Raw genomic sequence first — 23121 nt, 5'->3', positions numbered from 1 at the left:
TAAGATGTTAATACATCAACATTTAATGCAAGCGCATTATGGACGTTCACCGTTGATGCGTCAACAGGCAAAGAATGGGTAAACAAAGGGTCACGTATGGTGCAAATTTCGCACGCACCCAGACGCTTTGATATAGTGTTGAGAACTCTTTACGTTGGAGGATGTAACCGGCATGTCCGATTCGAGCGACAGTTCCAAGCCGCGACCCAAGGCCGCGGCCGTTCCGCACTACACGGTGGGCGAGGAGATTATGAACTCCGTCACCCATGGTGTCGGCTGCTTGCTGGGTATTGCGGGTCTGGTGCTCCTGATCGTATTCGCTGCACTGCGCGGCGGTGGCCCGGCCCACATGGCCGCGGCAATTGTCTATGGCGTCAGCATCATCCTCGAATACCTAGCCTCCACGCTCTACCATGCGATTCAACCCGCGCGCGCCAAGCGCGTGTTTCGCATCATCGACCACAGCTGCATCTACCTGCTCATAGCCGGCAGCTATACGCCGTTTTGCCTCATCACGCTCGCAAACGACGGCGGCGCTGCGCTGTTCTTCGCCGTATGGGCCATCGCCATTATCGGCATCGCCCTCGAGTGCTTTATGCGCGAGCGTCAACCGCACTGGGTATGCGGCCTGGTCTACCTGCTGATGGGCTGGCTTGTCGTCTTTAAGCTGCCCGAGCTCGTATCGCTGCTCAACCCCGTGGCGCTTGCCCTGCTCGCCGTCGGCGGCGTGTGCTACACCGTGGGCGTGCCGTTCTACATCGCCAAAAACGTGCGCTATCTGCACAGCGTGTTTCACCTGTGGGTGCTCGCCGGCAGCATCTTCCAGTTCATGGCGGTGATTCTCTTCGTAATCTAGCGATCGCGTCTGTGCCCGCGGACCTATCCAAGCGGCCGCCGGGCGCAACTGCCCTATCCGTCACCTACGCTTACTACCCAACGTCCCGAATCTTGGAGGTTCGAGAAACTCCCGATGGACATAACCATCTCCCTTATCACCACCCTCGTTTTGACCCTCATCAACGGCTACTTCTCTATGTCCGAGATGGCGCTCACCACGGCCAAGCGCGCCGTGCTGGAGCATGAGGCCGAGGAAGGCGACAAGCGCGCCGAGCGTGCCATTAAGCTGGCCGCCGACTCCGACCAGCTGCTCGCCACCATCCAGGTCGCCATCACGCTCGTGGGCTTCGCCTCGTCCGCCGTCGCCTCGACGAGCCTGTCCGACCCGCTTGCCACGTGGCTCATGAGCTTTGGCATCGCGCCGCTCTCCGCCATCGCGCGCGGCCTGGCGCCGGTCATCATCACCGTCGCGGTCGCCTTCGTGTCCATCGTGATCGGCGAGCTCGTCCCCAAGCGCATCGGCCTGGCCAATGCCGAGGGCGTGTCCAAGCAGGTCGTGGGCCCGCTTTCCGTGTTCCAGAAGATCGCCCGTCCGCTCGTGTGGCTGACTGGCGCTTGCTCCGATGGCCTGGCCCGCATCTTGCGTATCAAGAGTGCCGACGACCGTCAGAACGTCTCGGAAGAAGAGATCAAGTACATGGTCTCGGAGCAGGACGACCTGCTCGACGAGGAAAAGCGCATGATCCACGAGATCTTTGACCTGGGCGACACCGTTGCCCGCGAGGTCATGGTGCCGCGCGTGGACACCACCATGTGCGAGGACGACGAGACGGTCGCCAGCGTGCTATCCACCATGCGCCAGACCGGCTTCAGCCGCATCCCCGTCTATCACGAGGACCCCGACAACGTCGCGGGCATCGCGCACATCAAGGACCTGATCCAGCCCGCGCTCGACGGCAAGGGCGACCAGCCCATCGCCGGCTTTTTGCGCGACGCCACCTTTGTGCCCGACACCAAGGACATCCTGCCGCTGCTGTCCGAGATGCAGACCTCGCACGACCAGATCGTGGTCGTCGTGGATGAGTACGGCGGCACGGCCGGCATCATCACCATCGAGGACATCGTCGAGGAGATCGTGGGCGAGATCGAGGACGAGTTCGACCCCGACAACAAGTACCTCACGCGCCTTTCGCGCCGCGAGTGGCTCGTTGATGGGCGTTTTTCGTGCGATGACGCGATTGAGCTTGGTTGGCCGCTTGAGGAAAGCGATGATTATGAGACCATCGCCGGCTGGATTTTGGAGCTTTGCGACTCGGTGCCCGACATCGGAGAGGTGTTTGAGGTCGCGGGGTACAAGTTTAAAGTGCAGTCGATGCGTGGCCAGCGCATCTCGCTCATTCGCGTGATCGCTCCGGCCGAAACCGATAAGAAGGATTCCGAGTCTTCGGTAGACGAGCCGACGACGTCGGGTGCGGGCTCTGTGGACTCGCACGATGGCGACGAGTAGGACAAGGAAGAGTAGGGGAGAGTTATGGCAGGCCTGTTCAACATCCTTAAGGTCACCGTCAGTGAGGACAAGATCTGCGCGCATGTGCTGGTGAACCCCGGCATGCCGCTCATGACCTCGGAGGACATCGAGGCCACGGCGCGCGTGTACTACCTGGTGCCCGCGATTGCCAAGCACCTGTGCCTGGGCGATTCCGGCCGCGAGTTCCAGGACTGCATGGGTCAGACCGAGCTCTGCCATCTGCTTGAGCATGTGACGGTCGAGCTCATGAACGAGACCGGTCTTGCCGGTAGCATCTCGTGCGGCCGCACGCGCGTAAGCGAGCATGACGAGCGTGTCTTTGAGGTCGAGCTTTCGTGCCCCGACGACGCACTGGCCATCGGTGCGCTGTCGTCGGCCACCTTTATGATGGACTGGGCGTACCTGCACGCCGACCAGCCTGCCCCCGACGTGGAAGGCACGGTCGCGGGCCTGCGCAACCTGGTGCTGGGCATGCGCGCCGAGGCCGAGGGCAAGGATCCTCACGAGGCCGTCGCTGCTGCGAACGGCGAAGATGCTGCCGAGGACGAGGGCGCTGACGAGGGCGATGTGCCGGTCGACGCCGAGCCCGTTGCCGATGCGACCGCCGAGCCCGTTCCCACCGAGCCCCAGGGCGTCCCCAACTTTGACGACGAGCCCCAGGTGGCGATTGATACCGAGGGCGCGGTTGCCGAGAACCACGAGGCCTCCGCTGCCGTCTTTGGCGGTGCGGCGACGGTTCCGGCAGGACCTGCGCATGAGGGCGGCCTGCCGCTCGTGGACGGCGCCGGCGAGGACCCGGGTGCCACGGTGGCCATGCCGGCTATGCCTCAGGAGTAGGCCTACGCGTTTATCACCATCACGTACCTGCGTCTTTGCCGTACGCAGATGAGCGGAGCGGCAAGTGATGCGCTGCGGGTATAATGGACAGCATTCAAACGGTGGGCACCGACGTGCCCGCAGGAGAGGAATGATCATGGGTAAGACTTTCAGCTTTGTCTCCGGCGCACTTTTTGGTGCTGCTGCCGGCGCTATTATCGGTGTTGCTCTGGCCCCGCGCTCGGGCGCCGAGACCCGCGCCATGGCTGCCGATATCGCCAACGACGCCTGGGACAATATGCGCGACACCTACGAGCACAGCGCCGAGGAGGCCCGTGCCGCGGTGAATGACTTTGGCCCGATGGTCGACGCCAAGACCGACGACCTGCGCGCCAAGGTCGACCTGGCCCGCGAGCGCATGGACCAGCTTCGCGAGCAGCTCAACGACGCTATCTCGGGCGGCAACGTGACGCCCGCTGCCGACGTCGTGGTCGAGAACGTCGCCGAGGCCGACACCGAGGCCACGGAGCCCTCGACCGAGGCATAATGCGCGCAGGGGATTTTGTCGGCGTCAAGGTTTATCGTAAGCCTGCCGAAGACAAGCGCACCAAAAAGGACGGCACGCCGCGCAGCCCTAAAAAGCTCGGCAAGATTCACTTTCCCGTCTTTACCCCGGGCGGCACGCGCGTGGTGGGCTTTATGGTCCGCCAGTCCGATATCGCGGGTATGATCGAGCGTCCCGACCGCTTTGTGGCGCTCGATGCCATCGGCGTCTATGAGGGTGCCGTCGCGGTCGACGACGTCAAGGGCACCTACGATGCCGCCGCGGCCAAGCGCCTCGATATCAACCTGGACGATTGCATCATCTGGGTTGGCATGGACGTGCGCACGGAATCGGGCGATGTCGTGGGCTACTGCTCGGACGTTGAGTTCAAGCCGCGCTCGGGTATTGTGCAGATGTTCTACGTGACCGCCGGTGCCGCTTCGAGTGTGCTGGTGGGCGACACGCAGGTGCCGCCGACGATGCTGCGCGGCTACGAGAACGGCGCGATGATTGTCTCGGACGAGGTCAAGACGCTCGGGTATTCGGGCGGCGCGGCCGCCAAGGCTGCCGAGGCCAGTGTCGTGGTGGGCGATAAGGTCAAGAAGGGCGCCAAGGTGCTCGATGACAAGGGATCGGTCGCCGTGGACAAGGGCAGCCGCGCACTGGGCAAGCAGCTCGGCAAGACGCGCGGTATGTTCAAGGCCTTTAAGGACGAATATCAAAAGGCGAGCGGGGGCTCGTCAAAAGCTAGCAAATAGAGACGTACCAAATGATGGGAGGCGAGCCGGAGACATGTTGCTCCGGCTCGCTGTGTTTATGGGGGAGGGCACATGCGCCAAAACGGATCTAACTTAAACGGGCGCTCGGGTGCGCGTCCGACGGCGCGCCGCGACCTGGGGCAGCTGCCCAGCGGTCAGCGCCGTCGCCGCCGTAAGCCCGGCGTGATGTACCTCAACCATAGCCGCGGGTTTAGCGACCGCAGCGCGCGCATCGGCAACGGGCGCTCGCCGCGCCGACCGTCCCGTCTGCCCTATGCGCTCATTGCCGTGGGCTGTGCGCTCGTGCTGTTTATCGCTGCCGTCGTGGGCTACGTCAACCGCAGCGTGGACGTGGAACTCAACGGGCAAAAGACCGCGGTGCGCGTGGGCTCTACGCTGCAGAATCTCATCGACGACCAGGAGTTGACCGATACCTACGACGCAGGCGACCTGCTGGCCGTCGATGACAGCGTGCTCAAGCGCCATGGCGGCGAAAAGCTGTCGGTTAAGGTGGACGGCAAGCGCATAAAACAGGGCAAGTGGGATAGCCGCGAACTTGAGGGCGGCGAGAAGGTGACGGTCAAGGATGGCCGTAACACCTACGAGAAGCACGAGGTTCAGGCTACGGTTATCGAGCCCAAGCTCAAGGTCGAGGGCACGGGCGCTATCGAGTATGTGCAGACATGGGGTGTCCAGGGCCGCTCCGAGGTGTGGGTTGGTGAGCAGTCGGGCAAGACGCAGGACCGCGGCGAGGTTGTGCCCGCCACCGATTGCGTCGTTGCGTGCGCCAGCGTGGCGCCCAAGGGCAACAAAAAGTACGTGGCGCTGACGTTTGACGAGGGTCCGAGCGGCGCCACCAAACAGATCTTGCAGGTGCTCAAGGAAAAGGGCGTTACCGCGACGTTCTTCCTTTCGGGCGATGCGGCCGAGGCCTCGCCTGCCACGGCCAAGGCGATTGTCGATGCCGGGTGCGAGATCGGATCCAACAGCTACAGCGACGATTCGCTCAAGGGTCAGGACCGTGAGACGGTACGCGAACAGATCACGAAAGGCACCGATGCGATTAAGTCGGCGACCGGCGTGAAGACGATGCTGCTGCGTGCTCCCTACGCTGCCTTTGACGAGCAAAACTGGATTGATGCGATGGACCTGGTCTCCGCCGTGGTCTCGTGGAATATTGACTCGGGCGACTGGCTGCTCAACGGTGCCGACGAGCAGGTCTCAACGGTGCTCGATTCGGTGACGCCGGGCAATATCGTGCTGCTCACCGATAGAGACGAATGCGCCGAGCAGACGCTCGAGGCGCTGCCGCAGATTATCGACGGTCTTGTCGCCGACGGCTACAAGATCGTGACGCTCAGCGACCTGGTCAAGACGGACACATCGCTCAGCAAAAAGCTCACCTCGCTGACGAAGGTCACCATGCCCAAGGACGCCGTGTTCCCCCAACTTGCCGAGGACGATGACACCACAGAGTAGTCATTGGGTAGTCGTTTAAGAACGTCCCCAATGGCTATGTCACGGATACGTCAGCGTTTGGTATGCCTGCAATGTGCAGCGCATAAATTCGATGCCGCAGGGCGATGCTGATGCTATAGTTACTGCGGTTAATGAGGGTCAAGAGAAAGGTTACAGGTGAAATCCAAACCTCGACCATACAGTCGATGACCCCATGCAGGTGCTTTTTGCGCATGCACGGGGTGTAAGCGTCGAGCGGCGTGCCGCCCGCGCATGCGTATACATATCCAGAAGCCCCCGGACGCCGCACGCGCGGCCGCGTCCGGAGGAATAATGATGGGGAGCACCATTGAATTATCTGAGTGAGATGCTCAAATTGCCGGTCTTGGACGTCGACGGCGAAAAGCTCGGCGTGGTCAACGATTTTGGCATTGCAACCGGCGAAGTTTTTCCGCACGTGACGTCGCTCGCGTTCCGCGGTCCCGGCAAGACGCCGTTCATGATCAGCTGGCGCAAATGGGTCGACCGCATCGACGAGACGGGCGTGTATCTCAATACGTCTGCCACCAATATTCGCTTCTCGTACCTGCAGCCGACCGAGCTCCTGCTGGCGCGCGATGTTCTCAATAAGCAGATCGTCGACACGCAGGGCATGAAGGTCGTGCGCGTCAACGACATCAAGTTTTCCATGTCGGGCGAAAATCAGCTGCGCCTGCTGGGTGCCGAGGTCGGCGCCCGCGGTCTGCTGCGTGCAATCAGCCCCGCGCTCGAGCACGTCGTCGAGGGCTTTATGAAGCACCTGGGCAAGCCGTTGAGCGAGGATATTATCGCCTGGTCCTACATGGACCTGCTCGACCGCTCGACCAAGAACATTCAACTCTCGGTGTCGCACAAGACGCTCGGCGAGCTGCACCCTGCCGACATCGCCGACATTATCGAGCAGCTCGACCCGCGCCTACGTGCGCAGGTGTTTGCGCAGCTCGATACCGCCCAGGCAGCCGAGGCCATCTCGGAGTTCGATGACGACGAGCTTATGACCGAGATGCTCGAGGGCCTGTCCGACACGGACGCATCGTCGATGCTGGCCATGATGGACCCGGACGATGCAGCCGACCTGATCGACGAGCTCGATTACGAGAAGGCCGAGAAGCTCCTGCGCCTGATGGGCGTCAAGGAGGAGAAGGCGATTCGTAACCTGCTGGGGTATGAGGACAACACCGCCGGCCGCATCATGACCTCGGAGTTTGTCTCCCTGCCCGCCACGGCAACGGTCGGTGACGCCATCGAGGCGATTCGCGAGCTCGACGAGGACTTCGAGAGCGTCTACTACGTCTATACCGAGGATCCGAGCGGCATGCTGACCGGCGTGCTTTCGCTGCGCACGCTGATCGTAGCCGACCGCGACGCCACGCTGGGTCAGCTGGCCTATCGCGACCTGGTCTATGTGTCGCCCGACGAGGACCAGGAAGACGTGACGGACGAGATGACCAAGTATGACCTGGTCGCTATCCCCGTCTGCGACGAGAACCGTCATATCCTGGGTATCGTAACCTTCGACGACGCCATGGACGTTATCGCCGAGGAGCATCAGGAGGACCTGCAGATCGCCGGTGTCGGCTCGGGCGACAGCGCGTCGGACGACTCGACGAACGTGCTCAGCTGGTTCGTGCATCGCCAGTACTGGGTTGTTGTATGGGGCATCGCGTCGTGCATCATGGCGACCGTGCTGGGGACGGCGCTCGGCTCTGCGCATCTGGTGGTGTTCCCCATGTGCGCCATGCCGCTCGTGCTGCTGGCGGCCTCGCGCATGGTGTCGTTCGTCAAGAACTACTTCCTGGAGTATGACGGTCACGACGACGAGCCCAAGCCGTATCTGGGGTTCTTCTTCCAGAGCACGGGCATGGGCCTGATTCTGTCACTCGTGACCTACCTGTGCGCCCAGCTGGTGCGCACCGCTGCGTTCCTCGATGCGCCCATGTTTGAGGAGCAACTCTTTACCGGGTGCTTTAATATCGCTGCCATCATTTGCCTGGTTGGCAACATGAGTGCCGTGATTTACCTGATGGTGCTGTTCTGGCGTGACGAGCATGACCTCAACACGTCGGGCACCGCCATGAACGTTATTGCCGTCATGATCTCGTGTGTGGCGTATTGCATCGCCGCGGTGCTGCTCGCCATGTCAGTCATGGGTTAGGTGGTCGCGTGCAAAATACCAAGCAAAAGTCGGGCACCAAGCAAAAGTTGACCATCGCGGCCATCTTTGGCGCTATGGGTCCCGGTCTGCTGGCGGCGCTTTCGGGCAATGACGCCGGCGGCATTGCAACGTATTCCAGCGCGGGCGCCAGCTATGGCTACAAGATGCTGTGGATGCTTCCCGTCATGACCGTGCTGCTCATCGTGACGCAGGAGACCGCGGCGCGCTGCGGCTGCGTCACGGGCAAGGGCCTGGCATCGCTCATTCGCGAGCGCTTTGGCGTGCGCAAGAGTGTACTTGCTATGGCGGCGCTGTTGATCGCCAACACGGCTGTGACCATTTCGGAGTTTGCGGGTATCGCCAGCGGCCTTGCTCTCTTTGGCGTGCCGGCGAGCATCTCGGTGCCGTTGGTGGCGCTGCTGGTGTGGATGCTTACCATGTCGGGTAGTTTCCAGCGCATCGAGAAGATTCTGCTGTTGGTAAGCTGCGTCTTCGTGACCTATATTGTCGCCGCGTTTATGGCTGGCCCCAACTGGGGTGAGGTCGCGGTCGACCTGGTCGTGCCTAACATTCAAAATGACCCCAGCTACGTGTCGCTCGTGGTCGCAACGATCGGTACCACCATCGCGCCGTGGATGATTTTCTTGGCGCAGAATAACGTGGTCGATAAGAATGCGGGCGAGGACGACATCGTGCTGCAGCGTATTGATACCGTGAGCGGCTCGATCGCTGCTGATATCATTGCGGGCTTTATTATCATCACGACCGGTACGGTGCTGTTCCCGGCGGGTATTCAGATTAGCGATGCTGCCGATGCTGCCCGCGCGCTGGAGCCTATTGCGGGTCAGTGGTCCACGGTGCTGTTTGCCTCGGGCCTGGTCGCGGCGAGCTTCTTGGCTGCTTGCGTGCTACCGGGCGTTACGTCGAGCGCTATCTGCGAGGCATTTGGCTGGGAGCGCGGTGCCGACCGCAGCTGGGACGAGGCCCCGGTCTATCGCGGCATCATTACGGCCATCATCGGTATCTCTGCCGTGCTGGTGCTTATGCCCGGCGTCGATCTGTTCCAGATTATGATGACCTCGCAGGTCATCAATGGCGTGCTACTGCCCGTGGTTCTGGTGTTCCAGGTGGTTATCGCCGCCGACCGTCACATTATGGGTGCCAACCGCAACGGCCGCGTGTGGAACGTGCTCACTTGGGCGACTATCGGCGTGATTACGGTGCTCACGGTCGTCATGTTTGTTCTGCAGGCGATGGGTTACAGCGCTTAGCGCCTCTTTTTGACTCCAAACAGGCCGCAGCGATGGGCTGCGGCCTGTTTTTTGCCTGTTATAGGGGGTTGGTAATATGCGAGTGGACAAAAAATGCCAAATATGAGTACTGTTGGGTAGCGCGCAGAGATGTGGTGTAAGAGGCGGGGCATTCCCCGCCTCTTACACCACATCTCTGCGCGCTACCTCGCGCGCTACCGCATGGGCGCCATTTTGGGTGGTTTTGCCTGCTACTAAAATGGTAACAGTACTCATATTTGCTCCTTTTTGTCCACGACCTCTTGGGGCCGGCTCGAAAAGAGTGATTTTGGGTTGTTTGCTGCGGGTTACTTGTCGGTGCCCAGCTTGTGCGGCTTGAGAGCGAGCGCATTGACGAGCGCGTCGGTGGCAGACTTGACGGCTGCCGGCTGCGGATCGTTGACGTGATCTTCGGGGTGCACGGGCAGGTCCTTCTTGACGGCATCGTGGATCAAGTTGAGGTACTCAGTCACGCCAGCGGTCGATAGGTGCGTGCCATCGCCATCGAACAGGTCGTTGCGGTTGGCGCTGTATCCGTACCAGTCGATAACGCGCACGTTCTTGTAGCGCGTAGCGGCGTTGGCGATGGCCTGGTTGGTAGAGCCAACCCACGGCTGCGGGCTGCGTGTGTTCACAAACACCACAATACGCTTATCTCCTGCATCGGCCATGATGGCGTCGATCTGATCGTCGGTTACCAAGCCGTTGGTGCCCAGCGCAAAGACCACGATCTTGCCGGCAAGGTTCTGTTGGAGATAGCCCTCAAATGTCGCGCGGCCCGCATCAAACTGGCGGCCCTTTTCGGCATCGATATGGCTGTGCGGGAACACGCCGTCAAAGGAATCAACGGCGCGCAGCGACACGGAGTCACCGATCATAAGCAAATCGTAGGAGCCATCGGGGAAGCCGTCGTTGTCCTTGTCGGTGTCGTCGGCCGCCTGTTGGTCGGCGGGCGCGGTGTTTTTGGCTTCCTTGTTGAGGACTTCGGCGCCCTCACCGCTCAGTGCGGAGGTCTCCGGCACAAAGATCAGGCCGCCCAGTGCAACGACCAACACGACAGCGCAGGTTGCGCAGACAGGGACGTGCGCGCGTGCCCAGTTGGCGGGCGTGGCGGTGCCGTCGCGGAACTCGGATACGGTGCGCTCAAAGGCGCCCTTTCTAAACGGCGTTTCGATAAAGCGATATGAGCATTCGGCCACGGCGACCACCACAAGTACCTGCAAGATGTACTGCCACCACGGTGTATCGTTGATGTTGGCGACCGGGTTCATGAGCAACAGCAGGGGATAGTGCCACAGGTAGATGCTGTACGAGCGCTTGCCAACCCACACGAGCGGCTCGGCGGACAGCGCGCGGGCAACCATTCCCTGGGGCTGCACGCAGGCCGCGATGACCATGAGCGTGAGGACCGAGCACAGCAGCGTGCCGCCGCGATACTGGAACGCGGTGTAGCCGTTGGTGAGCGCGACCATGGCGGCAAGGCCAACCAGACCCACGACGCCCAACACATCGATGGATGTGGGCGAGGACCAAAAGCGCACGAGGGTGCTCGGCTGTGCCGGGGCGGTCTCGGCTGATTCGTCGGCCTTCTCGCTAGGTTTGCCCTCGGCGTTCTTGTCGTGCTTGGCGGCGCCAGCCAGGCGATTGAGCCCCAAACGATGAGCGAGACGCACTGGCGCCAGGTCGCGATCGGGGATAAAGGCCATCCAGGCACCCAGCAGTAGCGAGAACACGCGGGTGTCGGTGCCGTAGTACACGCGGCTGGGGTCGGCGGCAGGGTTGTAAAGCACCATCATGGCGAGGGCAGATACCGCGGCAAGGCCCAGAACCAAGCGGCGCGTGTTGGGCTTGCTCACATGCATGGATACCATGGCAAACAGCAGTGGCGGCCAAATCAGGTAGAACTGTTCCTCGATGGCAAGCGACCAAAAGTGCGTGAGCGGCGAGGGGTCGCCCAGAGCATTGAAGTACGAGACGTTTTGGGCAATCTGCCACCAGTTGTTGAAGAACAGCAACGACGGCAGGATGTCGGGGCGCATCTTGGTGAGCATCACGTGGTTAAAGATGGTGCACAGCGCGCAGGTCACGAACACTACCGTTACCACGGCGGGGACCAGGCGACGGATGCGGCGAATCCAGAAGCTCTTGAGGTCGATGCGGCCGGTCTTAGCGACTTCGTTGAGTAGCAGGCGTGTGATCAGATAGCCCGAAAGCACAAAGAAGATCGTGACGCCGAGCAGACCGCCCTGCGCCCACGTGAGGTTGAGGTGATAGAGCACCACCGCGACGACGGCAAGCGTGCGTAGGCCGTCAAGGGCAGGGATGTAGCGGGACTTGGGGCGAGCGGGCGTCTGCTCCGCGGCGGGAGTGTTGGCGCGGCCCGCGTTGTTGGTAGAAGCGCGATGAGGGCTTGCGGTGCGTCGCGGCTCGTTGGTACGGCGTTCGCTCTTCACGCGTTCGTGCGGCGCCGGCTCGTTGCCTGTGCGGCGTCGACCGCGCGAGCCCGATTGCGAGAATTGTTCCATAAAACATCATCCAATGACGAGAATAATCAGCACGTATTTATTGTAGCTGCCTGCTCCTGTGAATGCTTGCTGCTGGCGCAAGCTCAAGCGTGCGTCCACATCAAAGTGAACTAAAGTTATAGGGGGTGCGAGGGCGCACAATCGATGGTCGACGGTGGGCATAAGGCCCGCAGATGAGGAGGTTTCCATGGCAGATCGCGACATCATTGCGGTGTTCGGCAGCATGAACATGGACCTTTCGGTGGCGTGCGAGCGCATGCCGCGTGCGGGCGAGACCGTCGGCGGCAGCGGGTTTATCACCAACGCCGGCGGTAAGGGCGCTAACCAGGCCGTTGCCGCCGCGCGCATGGGTGCGCGCACATGCATGATCGGCGCTGTTGGACGTGATACCTTTGGCGATGCGCTTGTGGCGGGGCTCCAGGATGCCGGCGTGAGTGTTGAGTTCGTGGCGCTTCGCGATGACGTGGAGACCGGCACCGCGACTATCATTCGCTGCGAGGGCGACAACCGCATCATACTGTCACCGGGCGCCAACCATGCGCTTGCGGGCGCGGACGTTGCCTGCGCGTTGAGGCGTCTGGTGGCCCATGAGCTCGACGGCGACGCCAGCGAGATTGCCCCGGCTGCCGGAAGCGTCTTTATCGCCCAGGGCGAATGTGACCTTGTGGCGACGGCCGAGGCGCTTGTTTGCGCTCACGAGCTGGGGTTCTATACGGTCTTTAATCCAGCGCCCGCCTGCGAGCTGCCTGCGGAGGTCTGGCCTGCGGTCGACCTGGTCTGCCCCAACGAGACCGAGTGCCAGGTGCTGACGGGCATTCTGCCCACGGATGATGCGAGTTGCGTCGCCGCGCTCAATGCGCTGCTCGACAAGGGCGCCGGGGCTGCGGTCATCACGCTAGGCGGTGCCGGCTCAGTTGCATTTGGCGATGACGGTGAGCTGCTGCGCATGCCGGCACTTTCGTGCGCGGTGGTCGATACGACGGCCGCGGGCGATACGTTTATTGGTGCGCTTGCGGCGGCTCGCCTGGAGGGCCTGCCGCTCTTTGAATGCATGGCCGCCGGCGCCCGTGCCTCGGCGGTGACGGTGTCGCGTTTGGGCGCGCAGCAGTCGATTCCCACGCGTGCCGAAGTTGGGCGCATGTTTGGTTTAGACGATTAGTACAAGACGGAGAAGCGGAGTAAAACAATGGCAACTAAGAAGCTGATCCTTGATCTGGATATGGGTGTGGACGATGCGATGGCGCTTGCCTATGCCATCGCGAGCCCCGAGGTGGAGCTCGTGGGCATCACCACATGCTTTGGCAACGTGCGCGTCGAGCAGTCGGCGCACAACTGCCTGGCGGTGCTCGACCTGTTGGGCCGTCCCGAGGTGCCGGTGTACCTGGGTGCCGACCGTCCTCTGCAAGCGACTGAGCCCTATACGCCGCCGGCGTCCACCGCGCTCATTCACGGCAAGAACGGCATCGGCGGCGCGAGCGTGCCCGCGTCGCCCTACGAGCCGGTGGGGGCGACCTCGGCCGACGGCAACGCTGCGGTCGATTATCTGATCGATGCCGCGCGCACCTATGGTCCCGATCTGGTCTACGTAGCGACTGGCCCGCTCTCCAACCTAGCGCTCGCCCTGGAGCGCGATGCGGCGGCGATGATGTCCATCGGCCGCGTGGTCGTGATGGGCGGCGCCCTTACCGTGCCCGGTAACGTGAGCGCGGGCGCCGAGGCCAACATGGCGAGCGACCCCGAGGCAGCCGACGCGGTGCTGCGCTCGGGCCGTAAGCTCACCATGGTGGGCCTGGACGTGACGCATCGCGTGGTGCTCACGCGCCGCGACATTGCCGGCTGGACGGGTTCGGGAACCATGGCCGGCTGCGCATTTGCGAGCATGGTCGAGCACTACATTGGTTCGTACGAGATGAACGCGTCCTACCTGGGCGGCTGCGCGCTGCACGATCCGCTGGCGGTTGCCGTGGCGATTGATCCCACGCTCGTGGGTGCGCTCGGCTGTAACCTGCGTGTTGACTTGCTGGGTGAGTATCGCGGCCGCACCATCTGCGATGAGCGCCGCGTGGCAGATCCCGACAAGAGCACACTCGTGGCGCTGACCGTCGATACCCCGCGCTTCCTGTCCGAGTTCAAGGCCCGTATGGCCCGTGTCCTTGGCTAAGTTGTCTTTTTGGGACGGGGCTTTTTTGACTGGTATGATTGGTGCGACCATTCGAACCAGCTAAAAGAGCCCCGTCCCAATTTGACTATCGAGAGGATCTGCCATGGAGCGCATCGCGAGCTTTTCCGTTGACCATCTGCTGCTTGAGCCCGGCGTGTACGTGAGCCGCATCGACCGCGATCCGGCGACCGGCGCCGCCGTCACCACCTTTGACCTACGCCTGACCACGCCCAACAAAGAGCCGGTCATGAACACGGCCGAGTGCCACACCATCGAGCACCTGGGCGCGACGTTCCTCCGCAATCATGCCGAGTGGTCGAGCCGCATTGTCTACTTTGGGCCCATGGGCTGCCGTACGGGCTTTTACCTGGTTGTCTTTGGTGAGCTGACGAGCGAGGAAATCTTGCCGCTCGTGCGCGAACTGTTCGAGTTTGTCGCCGGCTTTGAGGGCGATGTCCCCGGTGCCGCTCCCGAGGAGTGCGGTAACTACCTGGACCAGAACCTTCCCATGGCAAACTGGCTCGCGCGCCGCTACCTCGACCGCGATCTGGCCGATATCGATGAGAAGCACCTGCACTATCAGCAGGCATAAGAGCTTTATCGCCCAAAACGAGCGCATTGGGCGTCTTCGCTTATGCGGGGGCGCCTTTTTGTTGATTGGTCGGGACGAGCGTTCAAAATCGCTCATGTTTGTTCTAGAATGTTCGTATAGTCACATTTACAAACAGGAGTGAACATGCATATCTACTCTGTCAACGATCCCGAGTTCAAATCCTATGGCAACGTTTGGGATAACGTTCCGTCCGTGCTCACGTCGCCCGTGCTCGAGGCGCTCTCTGCCACGCCCATCCCCGAGGGCAGTAAGTACGTAGCAAGTGCGCCGGAGCTCGAGGGCGTCAAGGATGCCGACAAACTGGGCTTTCTCATGTTTGGCGGCCGCCCCTTCCAGCTCGGCTGGTGCAACGGCCACAACACACGCCTCAACTGCCTGGAGTATCACCGCGCCAGCGAGTTTAACCTGGGCGCCCGCGACTTTATCCTGCTCGTGGCGCATCGCTGGGAGATCGAGGACGGCAAGCTCGACACCGCGTGCGTCAAGGCGTTCCGCGTGCCGGCGGGCAAGGTCGTCGAGGTATTCAACACCACGCTTCACTACACGCCCTGCATGGTCGACGACGGCGGCTTCCAAGTGATGGTTGCGCTGCCGGCGGGTACCAACGGCCCGCGCCCCGAGGCGGCGGCCGACATGCCCGCGGCCGGCGACAGCTACTGCTACTGGAAGGCCGACAAGTGGGTCCTCTGCCACGCCGACAGCCCCAAAGCAGCCGAAGGCGGCTACGTAGGCCTCGTCGGCAAGAACCTCGACATCGCCTGCGACTAGAATCTTCCATCTCGATCTGTAACATCTAGCGGGCTAAATCGTCTCTACCTGTTACAGATTTAGACAAACTGAAGGGGCTGCCCGAAAAATCTCGATCTGTAACACCAGGCCCGGTTTTGGCTGCCTAACTGTTACAGATCGAGACAAACCGGGCCCAATCCGCCGCAAAGGTGCCTGTCCCCTTTGTGGTGGTTGGCGGTTTGGGCGGGCAGGTATCAAAAAGTGTCAGACGGGGGCGGCTGCCGGGCGTCTGTGCGCGAAAAGAAGTGCCGACCTGCGCCGTTGCCGTTGAGTGGCGCGCTGCTTACGGGGATACTGAAGCCACGACAAACAGCGTGTGAAAGGATCGATGCATGGCTTTCCGTAATGACTTCCTGTGGGGCGGCGCGACGGCTGCCAACCAGTGCGAGGGCGCGTACAACGTTGACGGTCGCGGCCTGGCCAACGTGGATGTGGCGCCGCACGGCCCGGAGCGTTACGCGGTGGTCTCCGGCCAGCGCAAGATGCTCGACTTCGAGGACGGCTATTACTATCCCGCGCAGACCGGCATCGATTTCTACCATCACTACAAGGAGGACATTGCCCTCTTTGCCGAGATGGGCTTTAAGACCTTCCGCATGAGCCTGGCCTGGACCCGTATCTTCCCCAACGGTGACGAGGCCGAGCCCAACGAGGCCGGCCTGGCCTTTTACGAGGACGTGTTCCGCGAGTGCCAGGCGCACGGCATCGAGCCGCTCGTGACCATCACGCACTTCGACTGCCCCGTCCACCTCATCAAGGAGTACGGCGGCTGGCGCAACCGCAAGCTCATCGACTTCTACAAGAACCTCGCGACCACGATCTTCACCCGCTACAAGGGCCTGGTGAAGTACTGGCTCACCTTCAACGAGATCAACATGATCCTTCACCTGCCGTTTATGGGTGCCGGCCTGGTCTTTGAGGAGGGCGAGAACAAGGAAGCCGTCGAGTACCTGGCCGCCCACAACGAGCTCGTCGCCAGCGCTTGGGCAACCAAGATCGCCCACGAGATCGACCCCGAGGTCAAGATCGGCTGCATGCTCGCCGCGGGCACCTACTATCCCTACAGCTGCCGTCCGGGCGATGTACGCCAGGCTCAGCTTGACAACCAGGACAATTACTTCTTCGTCGACGTCCAGAGCCGCGGTTACTACCCGGCCTATGCCGTCAAGAAACTCGAGCGCCTGGGCATCGATGTGGGCATGACCGACGAGGACCGCGAGGTCCTGGCTGCCAACACCGTCGACTTCATCAGCTTTAGTTACTACAGCACCCGTTGCTCTGCCGGTGCCGACAACCCCGATGTCAAGCGCACCCAGGGCAACGCCTTCGCCGGCGCCAAGAACCCCTACCTGCAGGAGAGCCAGTGGGGCTGGGCCATCGATCCGCTGGGCTTCCGCATCACCCTTAATGACCTGTACGACCGTTATCAGAAGCCGCTGTTTGTGGTTGAGAACGGTCTGGGTGCCAGGGATGTTGTCGAGGAGGATGGTTCTATCAACGACGACTACCGTATCGACTTCCTGCGTCAGCATATTGCCGCGATGCGCGATGCGGTGACCGAGGACGGCGTTGACCTGCTGGGCTACACCACCTGGGGCCCGATCGACCTGGTCTCGGCCGGTACGGGCGAGATGTCCAAGCGCTACGGCTTTATCTATGTGGACCGCGACGACGCCGGCAACGGCACCCTCAAGCGTTCCAAGAAGAAGAGCTTTGACTGGTACAAGAAGGTTATCGCCACCAACGGCGAAGATTTGGCCTAGGCGTTCTCAACAGCAATAGCATCCTAACCAAGGCGCCCGGCGAGCAGCCTATGCCCGTCGGGTGCCTTGTTAAAAGAAGTAAAAACTTGCAATTGCACTACGGCGCGAGCACATCCAGCGGAACAACTTGGACGCCGCGGTCAGTGACATAGGCTTGTGAACCAAATCCAATGATTACGACTTTCGAAACTGGCGGGTTGTTTCCGGCGGCAACCATACGCTTCTCGACAGCAATAAGGCTGTCAGACGCCTCTTCGATTTGGGCGGAGCTGAGCTTGATTTCGACCGGGATCCACGTTCCACCGGGAGCCGCAATGACTGCATCGACTTCTAGATCGCGAGAATCGTGATAGTGATAGAGGCCCATTCCATTTGCCTGCGCATAAACCCACAAATCATGAAGGGCCAACGATTCAAAAAGCAGCCCAAGCGTCTTGAAATCTAGCAGCAATGTCGCCGGAGTCGCTCCGAGCGCAGCGGCCGCCAGTGACGGATCAGCGAGATGATGCTTCTTCGATTCTCTTAAGTGCACGGGAGATCTCATTGCGGGGTTCCATGCGGGAATATCGCGAACGAAACTAACCCGAGCGAGAAGGGATATATATGATGCCGCCGTTTGTCTCGATACTTCTCCACCAAGATCGGCTACGAGCGTCTTGAGTGTCGCCAAAGTGGATTCATTGCGCGCAAGCGATTCGATGACAGCTTTGACCTTTTCAGGGTCGCGGCGAGAGCCGTCGACACGAGACAAATCTTCTTCGGCGACTATGCCGATGTAACGTTTCGCCATCGCCGACGCAGCCAGCGCATCGCGACCGACCGCCGCGGGCCATCCGCCACGGACAACGTACTCGGCAATCGAGGCGGAATCCAGCGATCCGAAAGCGCCATTGAACTTTTCGCCAGAAATAATGCCCGACAGCTTAACCGCGCCGCTGGATTTCCCAAGCTCGAAAAGCGTCATGGTATCCATGCGCAATTTAGCGAACCTTCCAGCGCCACTGTGCATTGGACGTTCGTCGTCTCGCGGTGTCGCTGACCCCGTAAATATGAACTGACCAGGCTCGCCGCTGCGGTTGTCGCACTCAAACCGTGCCGCGTCCCAAAGTTTCGGAACCTCCTGCCACTCGTCAATCAGCCGCGGCACCTCGCCGGAAACGGCAAGAGCCGGGTCAGTCTCGGCACGCAAGCGATTCTCGAAGTTGCGGGACGGGTCCATGAGAAGGAGCCTGGACGCCGCACGGGTCTCGGCCGTGGTCGTCTTTCCGCACCATTTCGGTCCTTCGATGAGAACGGCGCCGAATATACCCAGCAGCTGGTCAAGCTCATTTTCGATAATTCTAGTGTAGTACTTCTTTGGCATAATTATCACCATTGTTTACCAGTACATTTAACCAAATATACAGTTACTATTTAACCAAATATCAATTCTTTGGTTAACCATATTTACGCATTTCAATTAACGAAACAGATTAAACATGTACTGTTTGAGTTGGCACTTGGGAAATCTCTCGCTGGGCAATCCGTTGCTACGGCTGAGGCCTCTTCGTCGAACCGACACCCCCGGCGAGCAACTTATGCCCGCCGGGCGCCTTGTTAAAAGAAGTGAAAGAAAGCAAAAGAAGTTAAAACTTGCAAAAGAAATTAAAGCGGGGGTGAGGGGCGTTTTTAGCTGTTTTGGGCCGCCGCGGCCAGCGGGGGCGGGTCGCGGCGGCCCAAACATCCTTGACGAGGGTGCCTGTGGAGTTACAGCAGTTCGCCGTGGCGGGCGATGTAGCGGCGCTTGGCCAGCTGGGTGAGTGCGATGTAGGCGGCGACGATGCTGACGAGCAGCGCGAAGAAGCTCGGCGGCAGCGGCATGAGGTCTAGCGCATCGGCGATGGGGCTTGCCGGCAGCCAGGTGACGAGTACCAGACCCAGCACGGTGAGAGCGCACAGTGCCGGCGCGGCGTGGTCGCGCGCGCTCGGCAGGCGCGGGGAGCGCAGCATGTGGATCACGAGCGTCTGCGACCACATGGACTCGACAAACCAACCGCTCTGGAAGAGCGCCGTAAAGGCCGCCATGCCTGCGACGTCGCCTACAGCGGCAAGCTCTGCCCAGCTTGAGCCCACGGCGGCGGGGCACACCACAAAGAAGAGCACGGCGAAAGTCACGATATCAAACAGTGAGCTCACGGGACCCAACTCGAGCATAAAGCCCTTAATGGACGCGGCATCCCAGGCGCGCGGACGGGCGGTCCAGGCGTCGTCGACGGTGTCCCACGGCAGCGCGATGCACACGATCTCGTAGACCAGCGACAGCAGCACCAACTGCAGAGCGCTCATGGGCAAGAACGGCAAGAACAGGCTCGCGACGGTCACGGATAGCACGTTGCCAAAGTTGGAGCTCACCGTGGTCTTGAGGTACTTGAGTAGGTTGCCGTAGGTGCGGCGGCCTTCGATGATGCCGCGCTCGAGCACGCCCAGGTCCTTCTGGAGCAAGATGATATCGGCAGATTCCTTGGCAATGTCGACGGCCGAATCGACCGAGATGCCGCAATCGCTTGCACGCATGGCGGCGGCGTCGTTGATGCCATCGCCCATAAAGCCCACGGTGTGGCCGAGCAGCTCGCGCATGACACGCACCAGACGCGCCTTCTGCAGCGGCGAGAGCTTGGCGAAGAGGTGGGTGTTCTCGGCGCGCTCGGCAAGTTCGGCGTCATCGAGCGCATCGATCTCGGAGCCCAGCAAGACGTTGCTCGCGTCGATACCGATCTGTTCGCAGACGGTGGCCGCGACGCGGTCGTTGTCGCCGGTCAGGACCTTGACTGCCACGCCCTTGGCCTCGAGGGTGGCGATGGCGCCCACGGCACTTGCTTTGGGCGGATCGAGGAAGGCCAAAAAGCCCATCAGCACCATGTCGCACTCGTCGGCGATGCCAAACTCACCCACGCAGCGCGGATTGGTCTTTTGCGCCACGGCGATCACGCGCAGGCCCTCGGCATTGAGTTCGGCGACTTGCTTGCGAATCTGGGCGAGCTTATTTTCGCTGAGCGGCTGGGCGACACAGTCAACCTCGACAAAGGAGCAAATCTCGAGCATTTCCTCGGCAGCTCCCTTGGTAACCATCTGGGTTTTGCCCTGGGCGTCGGCGACGACTACGCTCAGGCGACGGCGTGAGAAATCGAAGGGCACCTCGTCGACCTTGGTATAGCGGTCGCGCAGGCTCTGGCCCAGCGTGGAGTCGGGCGCGACAGTCGAGGGCGTCACGTCGGCACGGTCGATGACGGCCAGGTCGATAAGGTTTTTGAGGCCGGTCTGGAAGAAGCTGTTCAAAAACGCATGGCGCAGCACGCGTGCGTCCTCGTTGCCGTCAGTGTTGAGATAGCGCTCGAGCACGATGCGGTCTTCGGTGAGGGTGCCGGTCTTGTCACAGCACAGGACATCCATGGCACCGAGGTTTTGGATCGCCGGCAGCTCCTTGACGATAACCTGGCGGCGGGCGAGGTCCTTGGCGCCCTGCGACAGGCTCGTGGTCACGATGACGGGAAGCATCTGCGGCGTGATGCCCACGGCCACGCTCGTGGCGAACAGCAGCGCGTCGATGACGCTGCCCTTGGTGGCGGCGTTGATGGCAAAGACGGCCGGCGCCATAACGAGCATAAGGCGTACGAGCAGCATGGAGACGCTCGAGACGCCGCGGTCAAACGCGCTCTTCTCGCCGCGCCCGTTGAGCATCTTGGCGATGCCGCCCAGGTAGGTGTCCGAGCCGGTGGCAACGACAAGTGCTATAGCGGTGCCGTTTTGCACGGAGGTGCCGGTAAAGACGATGTTTTTGCAGGCAGAGAGCGGCAGCGCGGGGCTGCCGGCACCCTCGGCGACGGTGATGGCAGCGGTCTTTTCGACGGCCTCGCTCTCGCCGGTGAGTGCGGACTCGATCACAAACAGGTCGCGCGCGGTGATGATGCGGGCATCGGCCGGCACCATGTCGCCGGCAGAGAGGCGGATCACATCGCCGGGGACGAGCTCGTCGAAGGGAATCTCGATGCGCTCGCCGCCGCGCAGGGCACAGCAGGTGTTGGAGACCAGGTCCTTGAGGGCCTCGGCCGCATTGCCGCTGCGGGCCTCCTGGATAAACTTCATGCCGCCCGATACCAGCAGCATGATGCCGATAACGATGACCGTGGAGGGGTCGCGCTGGGGCTCGGGCACGGCGAGCACGTCGATGTAGAGCGAGACCAGTGCGAGGGCGGCGAGGATGCCAGCGAAGGGATCGACGAACGCGTCGGCGATGCGGCGGGCGAGCGTCTTGGTCGGCGCTTCGATGGTGTTGGGGCCGACGGCGCTCAGGCGCTCGGCGGCGCGCTCGGCGGTGAGGCCGTTTGCCGTGGCGTCAAGCAGTACGAGAGTGTCCTCAGCACAATGGGTGGCGGCGAATATGGTGTTCTTGGGCAGGCCGGCGTGGGCGGCAGGGCGCGCCGTGCGGCGGCGCTTGGAGATAGCTTCGAGTACCGTAGCGGTTTTGAGCATCAGCATAGGGTCCTCCTTGTTGAAGGGAGTTAGCGTACGTGTCGTATTTGCTTCAAAAAACCTAGATGTCGCTCACGTCAAGCTCGCGAACCGCCACAAAGGGGACAGGCACCTTTGTGGCGGTTTTGACGATCGGTTCGTGACGCTTATGCGAATACGGAATCCTCGCGGCGTGCCGAGGGCGACATGCAGGTTTTTCGACTATGACTGCCTTCCATGGCACACCTCCTTATGGACGGGCGCAGCGCGCTTTGGGTATCTCGTACCCGTTTTAATCCGCCCGTATTCTTGATGAGGGGGTTTGTCGTGTCAACCCCTTTGTTTGGAAAACCATTGCCCCTGACAAAGCCTTTACAGAATGCCGAGGCCCCAAAGCGCGCCCGCAACGCGCCCTGCCTGCGCTAAACTGGAAGGCACGTACGCGATTACGAGAGGAGCCCGCATGGAGGCTTACAAGCAAGAGTTCATCAAGTTCATGGTCGAGTCCGACGTTCTTAAGTTCGGTAGCTTTACGCTCAAGAGTGGCCGTCAGTCCCCGTTCTTTATGAACGCTGGCGCTTACGTGACGGGCTATCAGCTCAAGAAGCTGGGCGAGTATTACGCCCAGGCCATCCACGATAACTTTGGCGACGACTTCGATGTGCTGTTTGGACCGGCCTACAAGGGTATTCCGCTGGCCGTCGTGACCGCAATTGCCTACCACGAGCTGTACGGCAAGGAGGTCAAGTACTGCTGCGACCGCAAGGAGGCCAAGGACCACGGCGCCGATAAGGGCAACCTGCTGGGCTATGAGCCCCAGGACGGCGACCGCGTGGTCATGGTCGAGGACGTCACCACCAGCGGTAAGTCCATCGACGAGACCTATCCCAAGGTTAAGGCTGCTGCCGATGTCGAGATCAAGGGCCTCATCGTGTCCCTCAACCGCATGGAGGTCGGCAAGGGTGGCGTGACCACCGCGCAGAAGGAGATCGAGGCCAAGTACGGTTTCCCCGTCGCGAGCATCGTTTCCATGGCCGAGGTCGTCGAGACCCTCTACAACCACGAGATCGACGGTAAGGTCGTCATCGATGACGAGCTCAAGGCCGCCATCGACGCCTACTACGAGCAGTACGGAGCTCGGGAGTAGGTAGTTACGCGGGTTTACCAACCCGCGTAACCAGTTGACGCTGCAAACCCGCCAGAGCGGCAATCTGCCTTTCAACTGCGGCGGCATGACCAGAAGGTCAATGCCGCCTCGTTTCAAGGCACCTTGCTCGCTCTGGTGCCCGCTCGCTCATATGACCCAATCCGCTGTCAAGGGCCACAATGGCCCCGCCGACCGCTTGCAATCGGTCGGC

17 protein-coding genes are annotated in these 23121 nt (G+C 61.4%); 14 read left to right on the top strand and 3 right to left on the bottom strand.

From position 1 onward, the window contains the following. Nucleotides 1–172: 172 nt before the first annotated feature. The 8 genes from DXC99_RS09545 to DXC99_RS09510 all read left to right on the top strand — a co-directional run bounded on the left by DXC99_RS09545 (nt 173) and on the right by DXC99_RS09510 (nt 9406). Nucleotides 173–856, top strand: coding sequence for a hemolysin III family protein (locus DXC99_RS09545; RefSeq protein ID WP_199408910.1), 684 nt, complete (start codon nt 173–175; stop codon nt 854–856). A gap of 114 nt (nt 857–970) precedes the next feature. Next, complete coding sequence (locus DXC99_RS09540; RefSeq protein WP_117630020.1) at nt 971–2344, top strand: hemolysin family protein; 1374 nt, start codon at nt 971–973, stop codon at nt 2342–2344. Between the two features lie 24 nt (nt 2345–2368). Then, the gene (locus tag DXC99_RS10535; RefSeq protein WP_233504106.1) at nt 2369–3202 is read left to right on the top strand and encodes a hypothetical protein; all 834 of its coding nucleotides are present in this window, start codon (nt 2369–2371) and stop codon (nt 3200–3202) included. Nucleotides 3203–3338: 136 nt separating this feature from the next. Beyond that, on the top strand, nt 3339–3728 hold the full coding sequence (locus DXC99_RS09530) for a YtxH domain-containing protein (protein WP_117630034.1): 390 nt from the start codon (nt 3339–3341) through the stop codon (nt 3726–3728). Beyond that, nucleotides 3728–4483 carry a PRC-barrel domain containing protein gene (locus DXC99_RS09525; protein ID WP_117630019.1) on the top strand — a complete coding sequence of 252 codons (756 nt, stop codon included), beginning with the start codon at nt 3728–3730 and terminating at the stop codon, nt 4481–4483. The genes DXC99_RS09530 and DXC99_RS09525 overlap by 1 nt, the downstream gene beginning before the upstream one ends. A gap of 72 nt (nt 4484–4555) precedes the next feature. Then, nucleotides 4556–5962 (top strand): polysaccharide deacetylase family protein, encoded by a 1407-nt coding sequence (locus DXC99_RS09520; RefSeq protein ID WP_233505721.1) that lies wholly within the window; start codon nt 4556–4558, stop codon nt 5960–5962. A gap of 328 nt (nt 5963–6290) precedes the next feature. Beyond that, nucleotides 6291–8135: a magnesium transporter gene (locus tag DXC99_RS09515; RefSeq protein WP_117630018.1), complete on the top strand. Its 1845-nt coding sequence runs from the start codon at nt 6291–6293 to the stop codon at nt 8133–8135. A gap of 74 nt (nt 8136–8209) precedes the next feature. Further along, complete coding sequence (locus DXC99_RS09510) at nt 8210–9406, top strand: Nramp family divalent metal transporter (protein WP_055252163.1); 1197 nt, start codon at nt 8210–8212, stop codon at nt 9404–9406. A 326-nt stretch (nt 9407–9732) separates the two neighbouring features. On the opposite strand, the gene DXC99_RS09505 is transcribed toward DXC99_RS09510, so the two are convergent. Continuing rightward, nucleotides 9733–11949, bottom strand: coding sequence for an acyltransferase family protein (locus DXC99_RS09505; protein WP_117630017.1), 2217 nt, complete (start codon nt 11947–11949; stop codon nt 9733–9735). Nucleotides 11950–12136: 187 nt separating this feature from the next. Between DXC99_RS09505 and DXC99_RS09500 the strand changes: the two genes are divergently transcribed. From DXC99_RS09500 to DXC99_RS09480, 5 genes are all read left to right on the top strand, one after another. Continuing rightward, nucleotides 12137–13108 (top strand): ribokinase, encoded by a 972-nt coding sequence (locus DXC99_RS09500; protein ID WP_117583667.1) that lies wholly within the window; start codon nt 12137–12139, stop codon nt 13106–13108. Between the two features lie 27 nt (nt 13109–13135). Then, complete coding sequence (locus tag DXC99_RS09495; protein WP_117583666.1) at nt 13136–14110, top strand: nucleoside hydrolase; 975 nt, start codon at nt 13136–13138, stop codon at nt 14108–14110. A gap of 103 nt (nt 14111–14213) precedes the next feature. Continuing rightward, nucleotides 14214–14702 (top strand): S-ribosylhomocysteine lyase, encoded by a 489-nt coding sequence (locus DXC99_RS09490; protein ID WP_117583665.1) that lies wholly within the window; start codon nt 14214–14216, stop codon nt 14700–14702. A gap of 144 nt (nt 14703–14846) precedes the next feature. Next, nucleotides 14847–15491, top strand: a complete 645-nt coding sequence (locus DXC99_RS09485) for a DUF4867 family protein (protein WP_117583664.1) — start codon at nt 14847–14849, stop codon at nt 15489–15491. Nucleotides 15492–15844: 353 nt separating this feature from the next. Further along, a complete protein-coding gene (locus DXC99_RS09480; protein WP_117630016.1) occupies nt 15845–17275 on the top strand; it encodes a 6-phospho-beta-glucosidase in 1431 nt (476 codons plus the stop codon). 97 nt (nt 17276–17372) lie between these two features. Here DXC99_RS09480 and DXC99_RS09475 read toward each other — a convergent pair whose 3' ends face one another. Further along, on the bottom strand, nt 17373–18638 hold the full coding sequence (locus DXC99_RS09475) for an ATP-binding protein (RefSeq protein WP_158549353.1): 1266 nt from the start codon (nt 18636–18638) through the stop codon (nt 17373–17375). Nucleotides 18639–19021: 383 nt separating this feature from the next. Then, a complete protein-coding gene (gene mgtA, locus DXC99_RS09470) occupies nt 19022–21790 on the bottom strand; it encodes a magnesium-translocating P-type ATPase (RefSeq protein WP_117630015.1) in 2769 nt (922 codons plus the stop codon). A gap of 436 nt (nt 21791–22226) precedes the next feature. On the opposite strand from mgtA, the gene pyrE reads away from it, so the two are divergent. Next, complete coding sequence (gene pyrE / locus DXC99_RS09465) at nt 22227–22910, top strand: orotate phosphoribosyltransferase (protein ID WP_117630014.1); 684 nt, start codon at nt 22227–22229, stop codon at nt 22908–22910. Nucleotides 22911–23121 lie beyond the last annotated feature (211 nt).

Source organism: Collinsella sp. TF10-11AT, from assembly GCF_003437565.1.
GTDB lineage: Bacteria > Actinomycetota > Coriobacteriia > Coriobacteriales > Coriobacteriaceae > Collinsella.
The sequence above is the reverse complement of the archived record's forward strand: the minus strand, read 5'-3'. Positions and strand labels throughout refer to the sequence as shown.